The 18020-nt window shown below is 51.1% G+C and carries 14 protein-coding genes and 1 pseudogene; 4 read left to right on the forward strand and 11 right to left on the reverse strand.

Annotation, left to right across the window (positions count from 1 at the left end):
• Window positions 1-62: 62 nt before the first annotated feature.
• Both GSF01_RS21310 and GSF01_RS21315 read right to left on the reverse strand, forming a co-directional pair.
• A complete protein-coding gene (locus tag GSF01_RS21310; RefSeq protein ID WP_159887318.1) occupies window positions 63-2867 on the reverse strand; it encodes a glycoside hydrolase family 2 protein in 2805 nt (934 codons plus the stop codon).
• Window positions 2868-3775: 908 nt separating this feature from the next.
• A complete protein-coding gene (locus GSF01_RS21315; RefSeq protein ID WP_159887319.1) occupies window positions 3776-4132 on the reverse strand; it encodes a helix-turn-helix domain-containing protein in 357 nt (118 codons plus the stop codon).
• 189 nt (window positions 4133-4321) lie between these two features.
• Between GSF01_RS21315 and GSF01_RS21320 the strand changes: the two are divergent.
• Window positions 4322-5134: pseudogene (locus tag GSF01_RS21320) on the forward strand (IS3 family transposase); the annotation flags it as partial.
• 481 nt (window positions 5135-5615) lie between these two features.
• Window positions 5616-5771 (forward strand): hypothetical protein, encoded by a 156-nt coding sequence (locus GSF01_RS21325; RefSeq protein WP_159887321.1) that lies wholly within the window; start codon window positions 5616-5618, stop codon window positions 5769-5771.
• Between the two features lie 143 nt (window positions 5772-5914).
• Here GSF01_RS21325 and GSF01_RS21330 read toward each other — a convergent pair whose 3' ends face one another.
• The 4 genes from GSF01_RS21330 to hxlA all read right to left on the reverse strand — a co-directional run bounded on the left by GSF01_RS21330 (window position 5915) and on the right by hxlA (window position 8285).
• A complete protein-coding gene (locus GSF01_RS21330) occupies window positions 5915-6553 on the reverse strand; it encodes a histidine phosphatase family protein (protein ID WP_201305459.1) in 639 nt (212 codons plus the stop codon).
• 43 nt (window positions 6554-6596) lie between these two features.
• Window positions 6597-6977, reverse strand: a complete 381-nt coding sequence (locus GSF01_RS21335; protein ID WP_159887322.1) for a winged helix-turn-helix transcriptional regulator — start codon at window positions 6975-6977, stop codon at window positions 6597-6599.
• Between the two features lie 109 nt (window positions 6978-7086).
• Window positions 7087-7647 carry a 6-phospho-3-hexuloisomerase gene (hxlB, locus tag GSF01_RS21340; protein WP_159887323.1) on the reverse strand — a complete coding sequence of 187 codons (561 nt, stop codon included), beginning with the start codon at window positions 7645-7647 and terminating at the stop codon, window positions 7087-7089.
• 5 nt (window positions 7648-7652) lie between these two features.
• The gene (gene hxlA / locus GSF01_RS21345) at window positions 7653-8285 is read right to left on the reverse strand and encodes a 3-hexulose-6-phosphate synthase (RefSeq protein WP_159887324.1); all 633 of its coding nucleotides are present in this window, start codon (window positions 8283-8285) and stop codon (window positions 7653-7655) included.
• A gap of 221 nt (window positions 8286-8506) precedes the next feature.
• Here hxlA and GSF01_RS21350 point away from each other — a divergent pair, with 221 nt between their 5' ends.
• Together GSF01_RS21350 and GSF01_RS21355 are read left to right on the forward strand one after the other, a co-directional pair.
• On the forward strand, window positions 8507-9799 hold the full coding sequence (locus GSF01_RS21350) for an arsenic transporter (RefSeq protein ID WP_159887325.1): 1293 nt from the start codon (window positions 8507-8509) through the stop codon (window positions 9797-9799).
• Between the two features lie 249 nt (window positions 9800-10048).
• Entirely contained in the window at window positions 10049-12025 is a 1977-nt protein-coding gene (locus tag GSF01_RS21355; RefSeq protein WP_159887326.1) for a TOMM precursor leader peptide-binding protein, read from the forward strand.
• Window positions 12026-12038: 13 nt separating this feature from the next.
• On the opposite strand, the gene GSF01_RS21360 is transcribed toward GSF01_RS21355, so the two are convergent.
• From GSF01_RS21360 to GSF01_RS21380, 5 genes are all read right to left on the reverse strand, one after another.
• Window positions 12039-12941, reverse strand: a complete 903-nt coding sequence (locus tag GSF01_RS21360; protein WP_159887327.1) for an NAD(P)/FAD-dependent oxidoreductase — start codon at window positions 12939-12941, stop codon at window positions 12039-12041.
• An 81-nt stretch (window positions 12942-13022) separates the two neighbouring features.
• Window positions 13023-13427: an RrF2 family transcriptional regulator gene (locus GSF01_RS21365; RefSeq protein ID WP_159887328.1), complete on the reverse strand. Its 405-nt coding sequence runs from the start codon at window positions 13425-13427 to the stop codon at window positions 13023-13025.
• A gap of 135 nt (window positions 13428-13562) precedes the next feature.
• Entirely contained in the window at window positions 13563-14678 is a 1116-nt protein-coding gene (locus GSF01_RS21370; RefSeq protein WP_159887329.1) for an extracellular solute-binding protein, read from the reverse strand.
• Between the two features lie 32 nt (window positions 14679-14710).
• Complete coding sequence (locus GSF01_RS21375; protein WP_159887330.1) at window positions 14711-16510, reverse strand: RNA polymerase sigma factor; 1800 nt, start codon at window positions 16508-16510, stop codon at window positions 14711-14713.
• 192 nt (window positions 16511-16702) lie between these two features.
• A complete protein-coding gene (locus GSF01_RS21380; protein ID WP_159887331.1) occupies window positions 16703-17935 on the reverse strand; it encodes an aminopeptidase in 1233 nt (410 codons plus the stop codon).
• Window positions 17936-18020 lie beyond the last annotated feature (85 nt).

The following is an 18020-nucleotide window of genomic DNA, read 5'->3' on the forward strand; positions in this document are numbered from 1 at the left end:
GAAATAGCGACAGCCAAATCAAACGTTTGACTGCCGCTGTTTATTATGTGAAATTCGATCTTTTAAAGCGTATCTACATGTCCACCATTGTCATAACCTTCATCTGTGGAAAAATCCACTTTTAGTTCTTGTGAAGAGTTCAGCAAGTCGGATATTTGATCTAGCTTAACCTTCACTTTTGGCGAGAATGCATCAGAAATCAGATAGGAAAGCATTCGATGTTGAAGATATGAAGCGCCGGGATTGGTAGTATCCAAATTCAGTGTGCAGACGATCAATCCCCCACTTCCAATTCCAAGTTCGAATAAACTTGCTTGCTTGCGAATCATTTTATAGCTGCTGACGATTTCCACAATCGGCACGAACGGAAAATTCAGTTCATTAAAGACGACAGTTTGTGCACCCTCCATCATGGAATAAAACTGCCAGTCACAAAATCCTTCATGGGGAAATGCGCTCAATATTGGATGATCATGAATCACTGTTGCATTATTCCCTTGTACCCGACCACCCGACATAATTTGAAAAGTTGTTTTCAAAGTAGGAAAGGGACCTTTACCCAGAAGCAGCGCCCTACCTCCGTCAGCAATAAAATTCAATGTTTCTGAATCTATTTCATTTACAATCTTTATCCCATGTGTTAGTGCAGATGGCTGGGATAGCTGATCGATAGATGGAAATACCCAATAATCCCACTGGTTTCGTATCTCATAGGCTCCTCCCGAAAGAGAAGCTTCGAGTATCAGATGCTTGGCAATCAGAAGATCAGGTGTTTCAACCTCAACCATTCCTAGATCCGTCACTTTACCATTACATATGAAAGGGATTTCCTTCTCTCCACGGGCATAGACTCTCCGCTGATCATCGACCAACTGCCACTTTAGCATCCCCAGTTCCAAGTTATCACTGCCATAAAGCGAGGCAAACATGCGAACCGACAGCACTTCTCCGGACTTGAGATTACGACTGGTTCCGCAGTTAGCCAACAACACGCTTTCCCCGTTGTATCGCATGACGGCTTCTTCAGAAATACCAGCCTTTAGTTCATAAAACTCGTTAAGCAAGCCAACGGCATAGCCTGTGCGGTGCCAATGACAGTCAATTGCCCCAAGCAGATCATACCCTGATACATTTTCATAACGGCGTGCTTGCTCTAGGCTGAATTTGACTATTTGATGCATCCACCTGCACGAGTTTTGATAATACACAGGAGCATGCTTTAACACGCCCATCTCCTTCAGATAAGCTCGCGCAGCGGTGAATAGTTCCGGCCCGATCCTTGTGCCAACATACCGATGCTCAAGATCGAGATTGAGATAACTGTCGTTAATCCCAACTTCATGCATGAGGGATGGTCGCTGTAGCATAGCAAGTCTACGTTCCATCAAAGCATCGTCCGTCGCTAGTGAGTGATAACTGAAGATCGAGCCGTGTGGCGCATAGACATCACTAAAGGTGTCCAAACGCTTGAGCTTGGCGGCGTTATGCGGATACGGTTCCTCAACAAAACCTGGATCACTCTCGTCGAGTTCATATTCAACGGCACGAAGTCCCTCCATCGGATTAAATAATGCGTCCGGCGCAAGTCGCTTACAGTGCTGCGCCATCAGCTCCAGATGATCAAGCATCTGTTCATCCAAGGCTACTTCGTTTCCACAACAGTAAATAACTACCGACGGATGCTTTCGACAAGTAGTCAATATGTCAAGCCAATCGGTCTCCTGAAATCCGTTCGGTGCCTCGACCTGCAGCATCATCCCAAGTTCGTCCGCAGCAATCAGGCATTCCTCAGGAGGTGTCCAAGTGTGAAAACGAATCCAATTGAAGCCGATCCGCTTGAGTTTTTGTAAAGTATCCATATAAAAGGACCTTGCTGTCGGAACCGTACAAGTTTCGGGGAAATACGCGTGGTCGGTTAATCCGCGCAACAGGACTGGTTCGCCATTCAACAATAGCTTACGCCCCAGTGCTTCCATATTTCTGAAACCGAATGGCTGCTCGTGCGTGTCCAGAATACGAATACCGTCACGCAAGATAAAGCGAAGTTGATACAGCCTTGGATTCCGGTCAGACCATGCTTCCAACCCGAATACCTCCGTCGTCCATCGGGATAGGGGATAACTCACATTCTGAGAACCTTTTGCAATCTTTTGACCAATTAATGGATCCACGATCTCCCAGTCTATAGTAAGCTGTGCAGCAGCCGACTTGTGCGCTATATCCATCTCCCAAATCAGCTGATCCCTCACAGCGTTTGGACGGACATAACAGTCACGAATCCTTGTTTCTCCTGTGACCTGCAGATAGACCGAACGCGTAATCCCTGCGCTTTTTCCTTGGAACCCACGGATACTGCAGCCAATTCGGTCCGTTCTCGTATTGGCTACAACTATGACTAACTCATTGCGTTCCCCAAATCGCAATGCCTCATCCATGCTTAGTTCGAAAGGGGTCAAATGACCGAGGTGATAGCCAATAAATTGTCCATTCAACCAAACCCATGCCTCAAGCGTTACCCCTCCGACATGAAGCGTAACGGAACGTTCTTTCCACTCCGCATCGGCTGTAAAGGACTTTTTATACCATCCTGCCCCCAATAAAAAAGGTAGCGAAGTATCTGGCGGTTTCCCTGCGCCCATCGGAAATGCTGAAATGTTTCTGTAATCCGGATTAAATTTACAATCTCTAGACCAGAAATTTGTATATCTAAGCCGGTCCGTATAGTCATCCCAATAACCTGGAACTGGCATTTTAACTTCATAATCATCACGCTGTGGGAATTCAAGTTGCTGCATATCCGGAGCTTCCTTCCGGTAGGCAAACTCCCAATCACCGTCCAGTGATATCACTTTCCTTCTTACATCCAACTGCCTCACTCCTTGATTTCGTCGTAGATTTGCTCCCCAATTACTTTCTAAATGCGGACCTAAACTTATTATAAGCGTATTGCTCAAAAACAGAATATTCGACGGTTTTGAATTCATGTCAAATAGTACGATTTTTTATATCAATAATGTTTCGATAATATAATGCTTTCAAGAAACAAATGTCGAATAGTCGAGGTTACAAGTGCAAATGGAAATCAAAGACATGGGAATTTACAACGAATTATCCGAACATTTTTCGATTCACATGAAATCCTGTAAAAAGGCTTACTCACGACCGTGGTTGGATCGAATATAAGATTCACAGTGATTACGACATGTGGTTCGTGCAATCCGGAACCATTCATATCACTATTAATGGAATCGAACACAACGCCAATCCATCGGATTTAATCTTTTTTTACCGCAGATGTCATATAAAGTGGCTCCACCAGAAGAAGATAGTCAACATACCACTTGTATTAGTTCATGTAGAAACCACTCTGTTTAACAAAACTACCAAGGTTTACTCTCCTTTTGAAAATCAAATCTACTTTAAACATTACTTGCCCTTCCCCCGATCCAAGAGAGACTTATAAACATTACGGAAAATATAAATAGGATATAATGTGAGATCCCAAGCATACTTAGACTGAGTCACAGTGTGAAGGAGAAGCTAACTTCATAGTCTTTTATGATCAAAAAAAAGGACTGCATATCGCAGTCCTCTAGGTTGCACGTAGCCTTATTAAACGATTAGTTAATAAATTCAACTTAAAGAAAAAAAAACGATGTATCGAGGCTTTGAGCCACATCGGGACAGTCTTAGTTGTGACAAATTCACTTCCAAATCGATGACAAACGATATTACAAATGGTGACAAACTGAATTACTACTCACAGATCACGACTTTATATCAGATTTGATTTTTCTTTATTTAAAGAAATCTTTATTTTAATGATTTCATCTATTTCTTTTTGATCAAACCCATTTAACAACCTATAGTTTGATATCATGCTTAATTCTCCTTCAGATAAAACAGAAGAATTATTTGATTTAAATAAATCATTCTCAATTATAATTAAATCATCTATATTACAATTGAATTGTTTCTTTATTGCTACTAATGTATCAAAAGATGGATTACAATTCCCTTGCTCAATCTCACTTAAATTCCCTTGAGAAATGCCTATTCTACTCGAGAACTCCACTTGATTCATATTATTTAATTTTCGTAATCTACGAATATTGGGTCCAATATTTATCATTATTTCACATCCAATTAAATAATAAGTGACCCGAACACCTTATTGATCGGATCACTTTGAATGAAAGCTGTTAGTTTATACAAGAATTAATTATTGCGGTTCCACTCTATTTTTAAATCAAAACTTTATTGTAATTATTCGCAAAGAACAACACTTTATTGCTTAGAACAATACTTTATTGTAATGAGTCAATACTCGGTATCAGCAATGTGCGACGTCCTGCAAATCGCAAGAAGTACGTTCTACTACGAAGCCAAAGAAACAGCCGAGGAAGATGACGTTACCGAAGCCGTTGTAGACATCTTTCACAAGAATCGGAACGCTTACGGCGCCCGAAAACTCAAGGTCAAGCTCCAGGAATGCGCGATGGTTGTGTCCAGACGCCGAATTGGTCGGATCATGAAGGAGCAAGGACTTGTATCCACATACACGGTGGCGCAGTATAAGCCGCATAAAGCCGCGTGCAATGAAGAGGCAACTGCTAACACCTTGAACCGGGATTTTAACCAAACGGAGGCTAAGCGATTCTTCGTCAGCGACTTGTCTTATGTGAAGGTCCAGAACCGATGGCATTATTTGTGCGTGCTAGTCGACCTGTTCAATCGAGAGATCATCGGCCATAGTGCAGGTCCCCATAAGGATGCTACTCTGATTTCCCGTGCTTTCGCTTCGGTCAAGGGCGATACACGTCAGATTCAATGGTTCCATACAGACCAAGGAAGTGAGTTTAAAAATCAAAGAATGGATGAGCTCTTGAAGACGTTTGATATTGGCCGGTCACTCAACATGAAAGGCTGTCCGTATGATAACGCCGTGGCTGAAGTGTCTTTTAAGATCATCGAAACCGAATTCGTAAACCAGATGGCCTTCGAGAGCCTTCGGCACCTTGAACTGGAGTTGTACGATTACGTCAACTGGTTCAACGGGCATCGGATTCATGGAACTTTAGGGTACTTGACCCCTGTTCAGTACCGCGTTGCGGCCTCTAAAAAAGTTGTTTGATTTACTGTTGACAATCCATTATTCCTTCGAAAAAAAGAAAGTGGATACCGATCGCAATGACTGCTTTACCACCGAAGATGAATGTGATTTTTGGGGTAAGTGATTCCGATTTTATTGACATGGTAAAAACAAACATGGGTGCAAAAGACATACATTACGAAAGCTTGGGAAATGATCTGCTACATTTTAGAATAAATGAGTACAATTTTTATTTAACGGTTACAAATTTCTCCAAAGAAATACCTGCACTTTTAAATTTACCTTATTCTAGAAAGTAAACACCGAACTGGATGGGTCGAATGAGCGGCTACTGGATGGTTACTTTACCCGTTGGATCGCTTAGATTACAAGTAACGGCTGCAGATCATGATATAGGCGAAATGCCGTGTGATCTGGATCACATACACCGGAAGTAAAGTCAGATACACTTTCGGTAGATGAACGATGGCCAATGATCTTAGCTGAAAAGGGGAATTCTACCATGGACAAAAACATCGCAACACAAACTCAGGACCACACATATCGCGGCTTTCCACTTATTGTCCTGCTGTTTACGGTCATTTTGTTTTCTCCGCTCTTTTATTTCGTGATTCACCTGATACTCGGAAATGAAACCATGTTTCTTGCGCCACAATAAGGCTTGCCGGATATGCCCATTTTGAGCGATTCGGGCTGCTGCCCAAAAGCTGTATCTAACACGTATGAACACGAATAGGACCGCCGCTAAGTCCTGTGAATCGGGTTTCCCCCATTCTACATCAGGCTTGCGGTCAGGTCCTATTAGTCTCGCCGCTCGCTTGCTTCCCGATAATGGCCGATGTCCCCATGCAGGAGAATATTCGCCCGGTCTGCATGGATCTCAAGCTTGCACAGACAGGCCGGATGAATATACGGAAGCTCCCATAGCTGCTTCAGGGGCCGTCCTTCAAAGTAAGCCATCAGCAGCTTGACGACAACCGTATGCGTAACAAGCAGGACGGATTTTCCCTGCCATTCCACCAGGATCTGGTTAAGCAGGTCGACCCCCCTTTGACTAACGTCGCCGAACGTCTCGCTTCCCTCCACTCGGAACAACTCCGGATCATTCCAGAAATAATCGAATTGCTCGGCGTGCTGCTCCTTGGCCTCTGATTGTGTCCGGCCTTCCCATACACCCATATTGATTTCTTTCAGCGACTCGTTCGGAATAATCGCAATGTCCCTCGCACCGCGGATAAGTTCAGCAGTTCGGCAAGCCCGCTGGCTTGTGCTGGCGAATATCGCATCCAGCGGTTCGTTCTGCAGAGCCTCACCGAGCCACCTAGCCTGGTTTATTCCCAACTCGGTCAGAGGCGAGTCTTGATGTCCTTGCAGCCGCTGCTCCACATTCCATTCGGTTTGTCCGTGGCGCACAAGGTAGATGGTGGTAATCTTGCTCAACCGGTATGCCCTCCTATAGCTTTTCTGACATAGACGAACGAGCTTATGCCTCATCCCGGCACGGATGCCCATCCTTCCAGACGACCTGCTCTCCGTAGCTTTTGCCCCAGTTATACATCATCTTCAGCACCGGCATCAGACTTACGCCATACTCGGTCAGCGAATATTCGACACGCGGAGGGACCTCCGGGTATACCTTCCGGTATACCAGCTTATCTTCTTCGAGCTCGCGGAGCTGGTTGGTCAGCATTTTTTGCGTAATATGCGGAATCTTTTTTTTCAGTTCGCTGAACCTTTTCGTCCCCTCCAGTCCAAGATGCCATAGAATGATGAGCTTCCATTTCCCTCCGATGACGGCGAGGGTTAGTTCTTTCTCACAGTTGATCTCCAGCAAATTAATCCGTTCCTTGACCTCACTTGCCATCTGCGAATCACTCTCCTGCCTTTAGTATAAAGGATGATCAGGCCAGTTACAAAAGCAGCCCCCACGACGAGTCGTGGGGACTTCTGGAAACCGGCGATATTCCGGTTGGCTATTCGAGATTGGCATGTCGGGCGTACATCGTGTCGGAAGTTAGTCCGCGCAGCTCCATCATCCGGAGTATGAGCGAGTCGTAAAATACGAGCAGCGACTGCTCAAACAAGGAAGCCATCGGTTGGATCGTCCTGTAGTCGCTTCCGTTTCCTTGATCCTTGGGCACGCCCGGAAGCTTAACCGATGTGCCCGCCAATCGTCCGATCGCAGACTGCGGAGCCGTCGTCACGAGTGCGACCTCCGCGCCGAGGTCAACCGCTTTGCGGGCCATCGCTACAAGGCTTTGGGTTTCGCCGGAGCCGGAGCCGATCAGAAGCACGTCATCCCGGGCAATCCCCGGCGTTACCGTCTCACCCACGACATAAGCTTGCAGTCCCATATGCATCAGTCTCATCGCGAAGGCGCGACCCATCAAGCCGGATCTTCCGGCTCCCGCCAGAAAGATACGCTTGGCGGACAAGAGCAGCAGAGCCAGCTGCTCGGCCTCCTCTTCCGCAATTCGCGATGCCGATAGCTGCAGCTCCTTCACTATGCTGGCCGTATATTGATTCGCCTTCATAGCGGCTAGGCCTGGCTGACCAATCGCTTCATTTCGGCCGCTCCCGCCTTCTTATCCTCCAGTGAGGTAATACCGCCGCCTACGATGACCAGATCCGGATTCGCCTTGATGACCTCCGGCAATGTATTCAGCTTAATGCCGCCGGCAATCGCCGTCTTGGCCCGCTTCACAACACGCTTGATGGCCGCGAGCTCCTCGAATGAATTTTTGCCGTCCGCTTGATGATCGTAGCCGGAGTGCACGCAGATGTAGTCTACGCCAAGCGCATCGATCTCTGCCGCTCTTCCTTCAATATCCTTGACATTGATCATATCGACCATGATCTTCCTGCCCTGCTTCCTTGCTTCTTCGACAGCCCCCTTGATCGTCGAATCATCGGAGACGCCAAGTACGGTTATGATATCCGCGCCCGCTTCCGCAGCTTTCATGACCTCATAGCCGCCCGCATCCATTATTTTCAGATCGGCCAAAACGCGCAGGGAAGGAAACGCCTCCTTCACTTCTTTAACCGCTCTCAAGCCTTCGTTAATGACGACGGGTGTCCCGATTTCCACGATATCGATGTATTCAGCCACCTCGGCGACCACTTGCTTCGCTCCGGGAATATCGACAAGATCTAGTGCCAGTTGAAGTTCCATGCGTAATCTCTCCTTATGGACAATGTATGATTTCTTTACATGCCCATTGTAGCCCCTACCTACCAGTTGAGGAAGTACGCACTTCAAAGTGGGGTAGTTACTCTCAGGATACTAGCTGACCTTGGCGTGCCCTACCCGGCGGCGCTTACCGATTACCCGTTTACATCTAAGACGGAAGGTGTATAATTCATAGTTGACATCATCCGGATACAGGAGGCTTTATGCTAGTCATTGCTTCGATTATATTTTTGCTCACCTTGATTTTGGTCATCTGGCAGCCGCGCGGGCTCTCCATCGGCTGGACGGCTTGCGGCGGGGCCATCCTTGCTCTGATGTTCGGAGTGGTCTCGCTCCAGGATGTCCGGGACGTAACCGAGATGGTCTGGAATGCCACCTTGACCTTCGTCGCCCTTATCCTGATCTCATTGATTCTGGACGAAATCGGTTTTTTCGAATGGGCGGCTCTGCATATGGTCCGTTTAGCCCGCGGGAGAGGCAACTTATTATTCGTGTATGTCGTCCTGCTGGGAGCTGCGGTCGCTGCCTTTTTTGCCAACGACGGGGCCGCCTTGATCTTAACGCCGATCGTGCTGGCCATGGTACGCGCTCTACAATTCGATGACCGAATGATTCTGCCTTTCATTATGGCAAGCGGCTTTATCTCGGATACGGCCTCTCTGCCCTTTGTGATCAGCAATCTGGTCAATATCGTATCGGCGGATTTTTTCGGCATTGGCTTTGTCGAGTATGCAGGTCGTATGGTCCTGCCGACCTTCTTCTCGATCGGAGCAAGCTTGCTTGTTCTGTTTCTCTGCTTTCGAAGACATATTCCGGTTTCCTATGACTCAGGCTCGATGAAAGCCCCTTGCGAAGCCATCAAGGACAGGAAGCTGTTCCGTCTATCCTGGGTCGTGCTGGCTGTTCTGCTCGTCGCCTACCTGACCAGCGAGTTCTGGAAGATTCCGGTATCTCTCCTTACGGGTACGGCCGCACTGGCATTTCTCTTGCTCGCCAGACTAAGCCGCCAGATGAACATCGTCAAGCTTATGAAAGAGGCTCCCTGGACCATTGTCATTTTTTCCATCGGCATGTATGTCGTCGTCTATGGCTTGCGCAATGTCGGCTTGACGGATCAGCTTGCCGGTCTGTTCCAATGGACAGCGGATAAGGGCCTATTTGCTGCCGCCATCGGCACAGGACTCATCGCGGCGATCCTCTCTTCCCTCATGAATAACTTGCCTACGGTGATGATTGACGCTCTTGCTATCCAGGGGACGAGCACGGAGGGACTCCTGCGTGAAGCGCTTATTTATGCCAATGTGATCGGCTCCGATCTGGGTCCCAAAATAACCCCGATCGGCTCTCTCGCTACCCTGCTCTGGCTGCATGTATTATCGCGCAAAGGGGTCAACATCACTTGGGGCTACTACTTCAAGGTCGGCATTGTACTGACGGTTCCTGTTTTGCTCGCCTCGCTGTCGGGACTTTATCTGTGGCTGCGCTTTGTCGGATAGACACGCACCTTCCTTTCTATCCCAGCCCTCGCCCCCTTCGCCTCCGAAGGGGGCTTCTTGATCGACCGGGCGAGCCTATCCGGCAAAATTGACGTGGACAGCGTTCATCTAACCGATTTCCTTCATACTCTACTCGTATAGGCCCCGTTGCTTTCGATGATGCTGCCTAAGGGACTAAGGGGCCGCTTGTCGACGTGCGAGGATTGAAGCGCGAGAGTCAGGTGATAGGGTGCGGGAGGTATCGAACGTATGAAGACTTCAGGTAAGGTTAATAAGGGGAACGAGCCTATAGTGGTGGCTGTTATCGGCGAAGGCGTGCTGGCGCAGCTCGTCGGCGAGGAGTTATCGGGGCAATATGAGGTCATCAAGCAGGCGAATCTGAAGCCCGGTGCGCCCCAGGGGTCCCAGCTCATCTTGCTGCTGCATGATGACGAAGACGCTTGGCAAGGCTCTGATGATATCCTGCAGCTCGGCGATACGCCATGGCTAAGCGCAATGGTATCGGTGGACGAAGGATGGATCGGCCCGCTGGCCAAGCCGGGCTTGCCAGGCTGCACGTCCTGCGCCGAGTACCGTCGCCGTCTGGCGGGACATGATTCGGAGGAAAAGCTGGAACAGCTGATGAACCGGCTGCTGATGCCGGAAGATTATGTTCGCAAAACGTATGCGTCGGTAACAGGTCTTGGGCAGATGGCTCTTCTAATCGCGGCAGAAACGAGGAAGTTTGTGAACGGCGGCACGGCGGTCACCGAGAATAGTCTTTGCCTCATCGACCTGAAAACACTGCAAACCTCGCTTCATCCGTTCTTGCCCAATCCGTTATGTCCGTCATGCAGCCGTTTGCCCGACGATTCGCCGGACGCCGCTCGCATCCGGCTTCAGCCAAGGCTCAAAGTCCATCCGGCGAGTCTCCGCTGCCGCCCCAAAGAGGATCTGATAGCGGTGCTTGCGAAGCAATATGTCGATGAACGAACAGGCCAGTTCAACAGCAGCATCGACGATCTTGTCTCTCCGTTCGCGAGTACGGTTGTCCAGCTTCCGCTGGATACAGGCGGAGACGAGCTGACTGGTGGCCGGGCTCACACGTTGGCAGACAGCCGCATGACCGCCATACTGGAGGGGCTGGAACGCTACTGCGCCTACAACCCTCGGGGGAAACGGACGGTGGTCCACGGCAGCTACAGATCTCTGGCCGAGCAGGCGCTGGACCCCGTACAGGCAGGAGTGTACTCGCAGCAGCAGTATGCACAGTCCGACTTTCCCTTTGCACCCTTCGATCCGGATCAATCGATCCCTTGGGTATGGGGCTATTCGTTCCTGCAGGCGCGTCCGCTGCTGATTCCCGAAAGACTGGCCTATTACAGCCTGGTAGGCGGTGACGGCTTTGTCAACGAAACCTCCAACGGCTGCGCGGTAGGCTGCAGCTTGGAGGAAGCCATCCTCCACGGCATCCTGGAGGTCGTGGAGCGCGATTCCTTTCTCATGACATGGTATGGCTCCCTGCCGGTCCCCCGTCTCGATCTGCGTACCGCGAAAGATCTGGAGCTGAACCTCATGATCGAAAGGCTGTTGGCCGTTACCGGCTATGAGCTGCATGTGTTCAATATGACGATGGAGCACGGTATTCCCGCCATCTGGGCCGTAGCGAAAAATACCAGGGAGCATGGGATGAACCTGCTCAGCGGCGCGGGCGCCCATCTGGACCCGATCCGGGCCATCAAGAGCGCCATTCACGAGCTGGCGGGCATGCTGCCTGCTCTGGGGGAGACATTCAGGGAAGAGCAAGCCAGGGCTGAGGAGATGCTTCGCGATCCCTTCGAGGTCCGGGAAATGGCGGATCATTCCTTGCTATATGGACTGCCCGAGGCCGAAGGGCGGTTGGCCTTTCTCTTGGAGAACAACCGGCCCCCCGAGCCCATCAGCGAATCGTTTCGGCCAGCGATGCTTAGCGCCGATCTGACCATGGACCTGAAGGCAGTTCTTCGGAAGCTCCACCGCCTGGGGCTGGACGTGATCGTCGTCGATCAGACCCCATGCGACATGCGGAGAAACGGGCTATACGGCGTCAAAGTGCTGATACCCGGCATGCTGCCGATGACATTCGGCCATCATCTTACCCGGCTGACCGGATTGGAGCGGGTACTTACCGTTCCTGAGAAGCTGGGGTATGCGCGGGAGCCGTTAACAGCCGCACAACTGAACCCGTATCCGCACCCGTTTCCTTAACCGCTAGTGACCGCTAGTCAAAATCCTCTTCGATCAAATCCATGTTGACTCCAGAGGCGGTCAGGCTGCCGGCCGCCGCAGCAAGGATCAGCGAGGAAGGCATCACATAAGCCGAATCTCCCGCAGCGTAGACGCCCGGTACGGAACTCCTCCCGAACTCATCCGTTTTCACTCCGCCGAGCTCCGTCAATTCGCAGCCGAGCTTCTCTCCGAACCCCGCCTTCGGCGTCAGCTGCGGAGTTATGAATCCGCCGGTACGGTGAATATACGTACCATCTGTAAAGCGGATCTGATCCAGCCTGCCGTTCGTTCCCGTAAAGGCGGCAATAGGCTTTTCGAAGACAGACACTCCTTTGGACTGGAGCTTTTCCTTCTGTTCGTCCGTAAGAACGGGATGGCCATTGGTACAAACCACTAGATCCTTGCTCCAATTCAACACCAGCTTCGCCATATGGAACGCGGCCGGCTTCTCGGAAACAACAACTAACAGTGAGTCGCGGAGCTCCCAGCCGTCGCAATAAGGACAATTAAACAAGCTTTTCCCATACATCTGATGGAAGCCTTCGATATCGGGAAAAGTCTCCTTCAAGCCGGTAGCCAGTATCAGCTTGCGCGATTGAATCCGAGTACCCTGCTCCGTCTGCATCTCGAAGCCGGCTCCGGTCTTGCTGACCGCTGTCACTTCCGTTTGGGTATGCTTCACAGAAGGATAGCGCAGCACTTCCTCAACCGCTATTCGGCGAAACTCGGCCGGCTTGACGCCGTCTCTCGTGATAAACCCGTGCGATTCATGCGTTACCGCATTTCTGGGCTGACCGTTGTCCAGCAGGATCACGCTTCGTCTTGCTCTGCCCAGCACCAGCGCGGCATTCAAGCCGGCCGGTCCTCCACCGATAATAGCGCAGTCGTAAATCATATTTCGCCATCCCCTCTCTTGATTCATCGCCTAAGCGGATATCACAGATACTTTATGTCCGCGATTAGGACAAAAAAATAATTAATCTAAATGGATAGGCGCCTTCTTAGCCAACTCGGCAATTGTCGTTCGCTTTAGATGCTGCTCCATCTGCCGCTCCGCCTCAAGCATGACTTGCCTGATCAGGCAATCGGGGTCGTGCCCCGAATCGCATTCGAACAAGGATGCGGTTCCCTCTATGGCTTGTATAATATCCAGAAACGATATCTGGTCCTTCGCGCGGCTTACCCGATATCCGCCTTGGGCGCCGGATGCCGACTCGATCATCCCCGCTTTGACAAGCTTGGTCAAAATTTCGGACAAATAGGTCGGGGACACTTTCTGAAACTCAGCGAGCTGTTGAACGCCTACAGGTTTTCCAGGAGAAGCGGCGACCAGAATAAGCATGGTGTGAAGTGCATAATTCGTCGCTTTGGAAAACTTCATCCGACATCCTCCTTTCACAGATATGATGTATCTATAATATCGATAATCAGAACAACTGTCAATCTTCAGCGGAAAAAGAACCTCCCGGCGCTATCGCCGAAAGGCTCTCGGATAAGGAAGAATGAAGCCGATCTATTACGTATATCTCGTCCAGGAACGAAGCGTTTGGGCCACGTCGGTTCCCTCCAGGATCATCTTATGGATATCTTCGTTGATCAGCTGCCGGGAAGCATTCCACTTTTTGTTATAAAAGTATCCGCTCAGCTGCACATGGTCTAGCTCCGTTAAGTAACGGGACCATATCCGGTGTTTGGCAATGCCGCGCTCCTCCGACTGCGCCCTAGAGATCGGCGGCATCAACGAATGACATTCGACCAGATAATGATGCAAGAACTTCCAGGCAAGCCGTGGATGCGCTGACTTCTTCGTTACACCGGCTCCCCCCATGTAGATCATATTCGCTTCCACGCCGCCCGGCATCGCTGGCAAGCCGACAACCTCATACGGCTCATGCTGCTTGCGCTGGAAGGTATCCCATATAAAACTGAAGGTCATCGCGCTTTCCGCTTGTCCATTGTCAGCCGCCACGGGTTCTCCGGGCTTTCGAATGATTTGATGTACTCTGAACGCATCGATGATCTTACGGAAGGCTTCGATGGTAGCAGGACTGTCGATATATCCTCTGCAGGTCGACCCGTCAGGGGATATGTATCTCCCGCCGTTGCGCATCACGAATGGCTCAAACCACTCGATATCGACACCCAGCCCGAAGCCAAATTGACTGGCAACCCCTTGCTCGTCCCGTATCGTCAGCCGCTTCCCCATTTCCACCAGATCATCCCAGGTCCAGTCCTCAGTCGGATAGGAAAGTCCTGCCCGGTCAAAGCATTCCTTGTTGTAGACCACAAGCGGCGGACTGACCTCGATCGGCAGTCCCGGCAGCATCCCGCCATGTCTGGCCACTCTCAGCAAGCCGGGAAACAAATCGTCCTCCAAGCCTTCAATCTCCGCCACATAGGGGTTCAAATCGATGAATAAGTTGTCCGGATTGCCAACCTGAAAACCGCCCAGTTCAATAATATCGGGTGCAGACAGGGGATCGGTCTTTAACTCTCTGGTTATTTCATAATAATCCTTGAACTGCTCGACGTTGATCCGAACGCCCGGGTTCAACTGTTCGAACGATTCCTTTGCAGCCATCACATTTTTCATATTGTACGTTATTTGCGTTAAAAAACGAATCTCGGTCATGTACAGCTCCGTCCTTCCAATATGTCTTCTCCCTATAAAGGCACTTCAAGTAATGCTAGCGCTTTCTCTAAATAACCGATCGCGGCCGTTTCAAAGGCCTTCGCTTGCTCCAGGAGCAAGGCGCAAGCTTCTTCTCTTTCCGGCGAAAGCATCTCGGACGTGCGGATAAACGGAACCTCCCCGCTTAAGGACTCGAGCGCTTCCGCAGCCTCCTCATAAGCCTCCGAGGCCAGGAGCGTTAAGCGCATCGCCTCCCCTTCCAAGGGAACGCTGCGCAAATAATGCGAAGCGTAGCGCTTCGCCTCCGCATTCGTAAGGGCAAGCTGTCCCATCCCGTACCGGTTCGGAACGATATGATCGCTTCGCAGATGGCTAATCCAGCGATCGTAAGCCGCAAGTCCTGACGTGTAGCGCAGATAGACGGTGTTGGGCTGGTAGGAGCAGCCGTTCCTTGCATAATCGACGGCGAACCGGATGGCCCTGACCGCCTGCAGCCGCTGCTTCGATCCAGGCCGCACCGGAGGGTGGGCTTTCTGGGCTTTCAGAGCTCCGTCAATACCCACTACAAAACGAACCGGGTTGTCCGTCACGTCATCATAAGACAGCGCTTTGCCTTCCGGATGCATCGGATCGGTCAAATATACGATTCGCTGCGCATCGTCGTATCCATAGATCAGCGCCCACTCATGCACGTAAGGCTTGGCTGTCAACGTATCGAAGTACAGCACCGGCCGGCCGAGGTCCACATACTTTCGAATAAACGGCATCACCGCTTCTTCGATCGGCAGGACGACCGGAAACCGTTCCACGGCGCCGAGAAGCGGGATAGGCGACTCCGACAGCTGTCCGAGGAGCATCGTCACCCGGTAGCCCAGCTCCTCCATCAGCGACTGAACCGTCCGCTTCCAGTCGAACATATAGATGCCGTCGGCAAAGGTGGTTTGATCCGAAATCTTCATCCGAAAAGCAAAGCCCGAAACCCCCATTACATAAGCAGCCTCGCGGCTATCCCCCAGGGAAGCCAACAAGCGTCCAATACTGTTCACGAGAGAGATTTGCAACGGGGACGCCGCCTGCCAATCCGTGAGCTGCACGATCTTTTTTCCTGTCAATCCGGACCCTCCTTTCTCCAGGCTAAGGCCGAGAGAGACGCGGATATGCTCCTGTCGGAGCTTCTGGCGGGAGCGGTGTATGTACGTATAAATGGAACCCACCGTCATGCGATACATGGATGCGATCTCGGCAGGGCTCAGCTGCTGGAAAAAATAAGCGTGGAATATGCCCCGCTCCTTCGGGGTCAGGCAAGAAATAAGCGCGTGTATCGTTTCATACATTTCTTTGCGCAGCAGATTTTCTGCCGGGTCCTGGGCATCCGCCGCTTCATCCGCCGCCTTCCGGGCAAGATGATACAGGATACTGTCGAGATCCTCCCAATCCACCCGCGAACCATCAGCCTGCGCCGCGGCTCCCATCGATGAGAATGACTTCTCCTTCCGGGTCGGTCCCCCTCCGCGGCGCAAGCGCATATTCGCCTGATTGCGAACAATACGGTACAGCCAGGGAAGGAACCGGCTTGTATCCGCCAGCGTGCCCAGATGCATGAAAGCCCGTATCAGCGCATCCTGGACGACATCGTCTGCCAAATGCGGATCTCCGGTCATCCGCTCGGCCCAGCCGCGCGCTTTAGTCCGGTGCTGCTCGATTAGCTCCCCGAAAGCTTCCGTATCCCCCAGCTGTGCCCGCTCCACCAAAGCTTTGTCCAGCTCAGCCTGCGCCGCGGCCTGCCGTTCTGCTTGGGTTATGCTTGCTGTGTGCTCCGCCCTGATAACCATACCCTCCTTCTGCTTCTCTTCCGGCCTATTCGGATAGATGCCCCCCGCCTCACGGATTTGAACAGATTTCGAACAAATAATTTCACCATCTTGCGGGAAGACGGATCATCGGGAAAATAAAAGGCGACCTGACCAGGTCACCTTAGCTTTCTTGCTATTCCACATTCCCTGGGCCGCATCGATCAGCCCGAATCAAATGGCCCAGTTCCCGTTCCTGAATATCGCCTCGGTCTTCCCGTCCGGCGTCACGCCGTCGATATTCAGATCAGCCGATCCGATCATAAAGTCGACATGGATCAAGCTTCTGTTAGCTCCATGTGCCGCCAGCTCCTCCGGCTTCATCTCGGGGCCGCCGTCCAGGTTCACAGGGTAAGCCTGACCGAGCGCGAGATGGCAGGAAGCATTCTCATCGAACAACGTATTATAGAAAATAATATTCGAATTCGATATCGGCGAATCATGCGGAACGAGCGCGATCTCCCCGAGCGAGCCGGCTCCCTCATCCGTCTCCAGCATCTTGGTCAGGGCATCGGCGCCCTGCTCTGCAGTAAAGTCAATGACCTTCCCGTTCTTGAACGTCAAGGAGAAGCCGTCGATAACCTGCCCGTTGTAATTCAGAGGCTTGGTGCTTCGAACCGTGCCGTTCACGCTGTCCTTATGCGGCATTGTGAATACTTCCTCCGTCGGCATATTCGGATTGAACAGGTTCCCTTCGCCATTCCCTTTCGCTCCGCCGAGCCACACATGGTGCTCGGGAAGGTCGACCGTCAGGCTCGTGCCCGGACCTTCGTAGCGCAGCTGCTTGTAGCGCTTGGCGTTGAGCTGCTCCACCTTCTGAAGCAAGGTCTCGTTATGCTTCTTCCAGGCCTGGATCGGGTCTTCGGCATTAAGACGAGTCGCGTCGATGATCTTCTCCCACAGCTTGCTTACAGCCTCGTCCACAGCGAGGCCAGGGAATACTTTGGCCGCCCACTCCGGCGTAGCATACGAGATCAGAGTCCATGAATTCGTATGGTTCATCAGGTAAGCGCGATACTTGCTCAGCGCCTGGGCTGCCGCTCGAGTAGCCGTGGAAATCCGCGAGGCATCCACACCATCGAGCAGATCCGGGTTGGGGGCATATATCTGAATAAAAGCGGCGCCGTTCTCGGCGTATTCCTCCATAGACCTGGCCCGCCACATCGGATACTCCCCGAGCGCCTCCTCGGGAGCGAGCCGGTACTTGATCAGCGACAGCTCCTCGTCGTTATATTCCACGTGGACATGGCGCGCCCCCGCCTCATAGGCGCTGGCTGCGATGCGCCTGACCAGATTGGCTGCGGCGATCGGCGCCATGATGACAACCGTCTGGCCGCTCTGTACATTGACGCCGACCTTGACGGCCAATTCGGCATAGTGATCTAATTGCTTGGCTGAAAGAATCATGATTGGGCCTCCCTTATACACTTGCGATTTTCCCCTATTATATCGTTCAGGCTCCGCAATATCAAAGACCCGGCCAATAAAAAAA

The organism is Paenibacillus puerhi, assembly GCF_009846885.1.
GTDB classification, from domain to species: Bacteria; Bacillota; Bacilli; order Paenibacillales; family NBRC-103111; genus Paenibacillus_G; species Paenibacillus_G puerhi.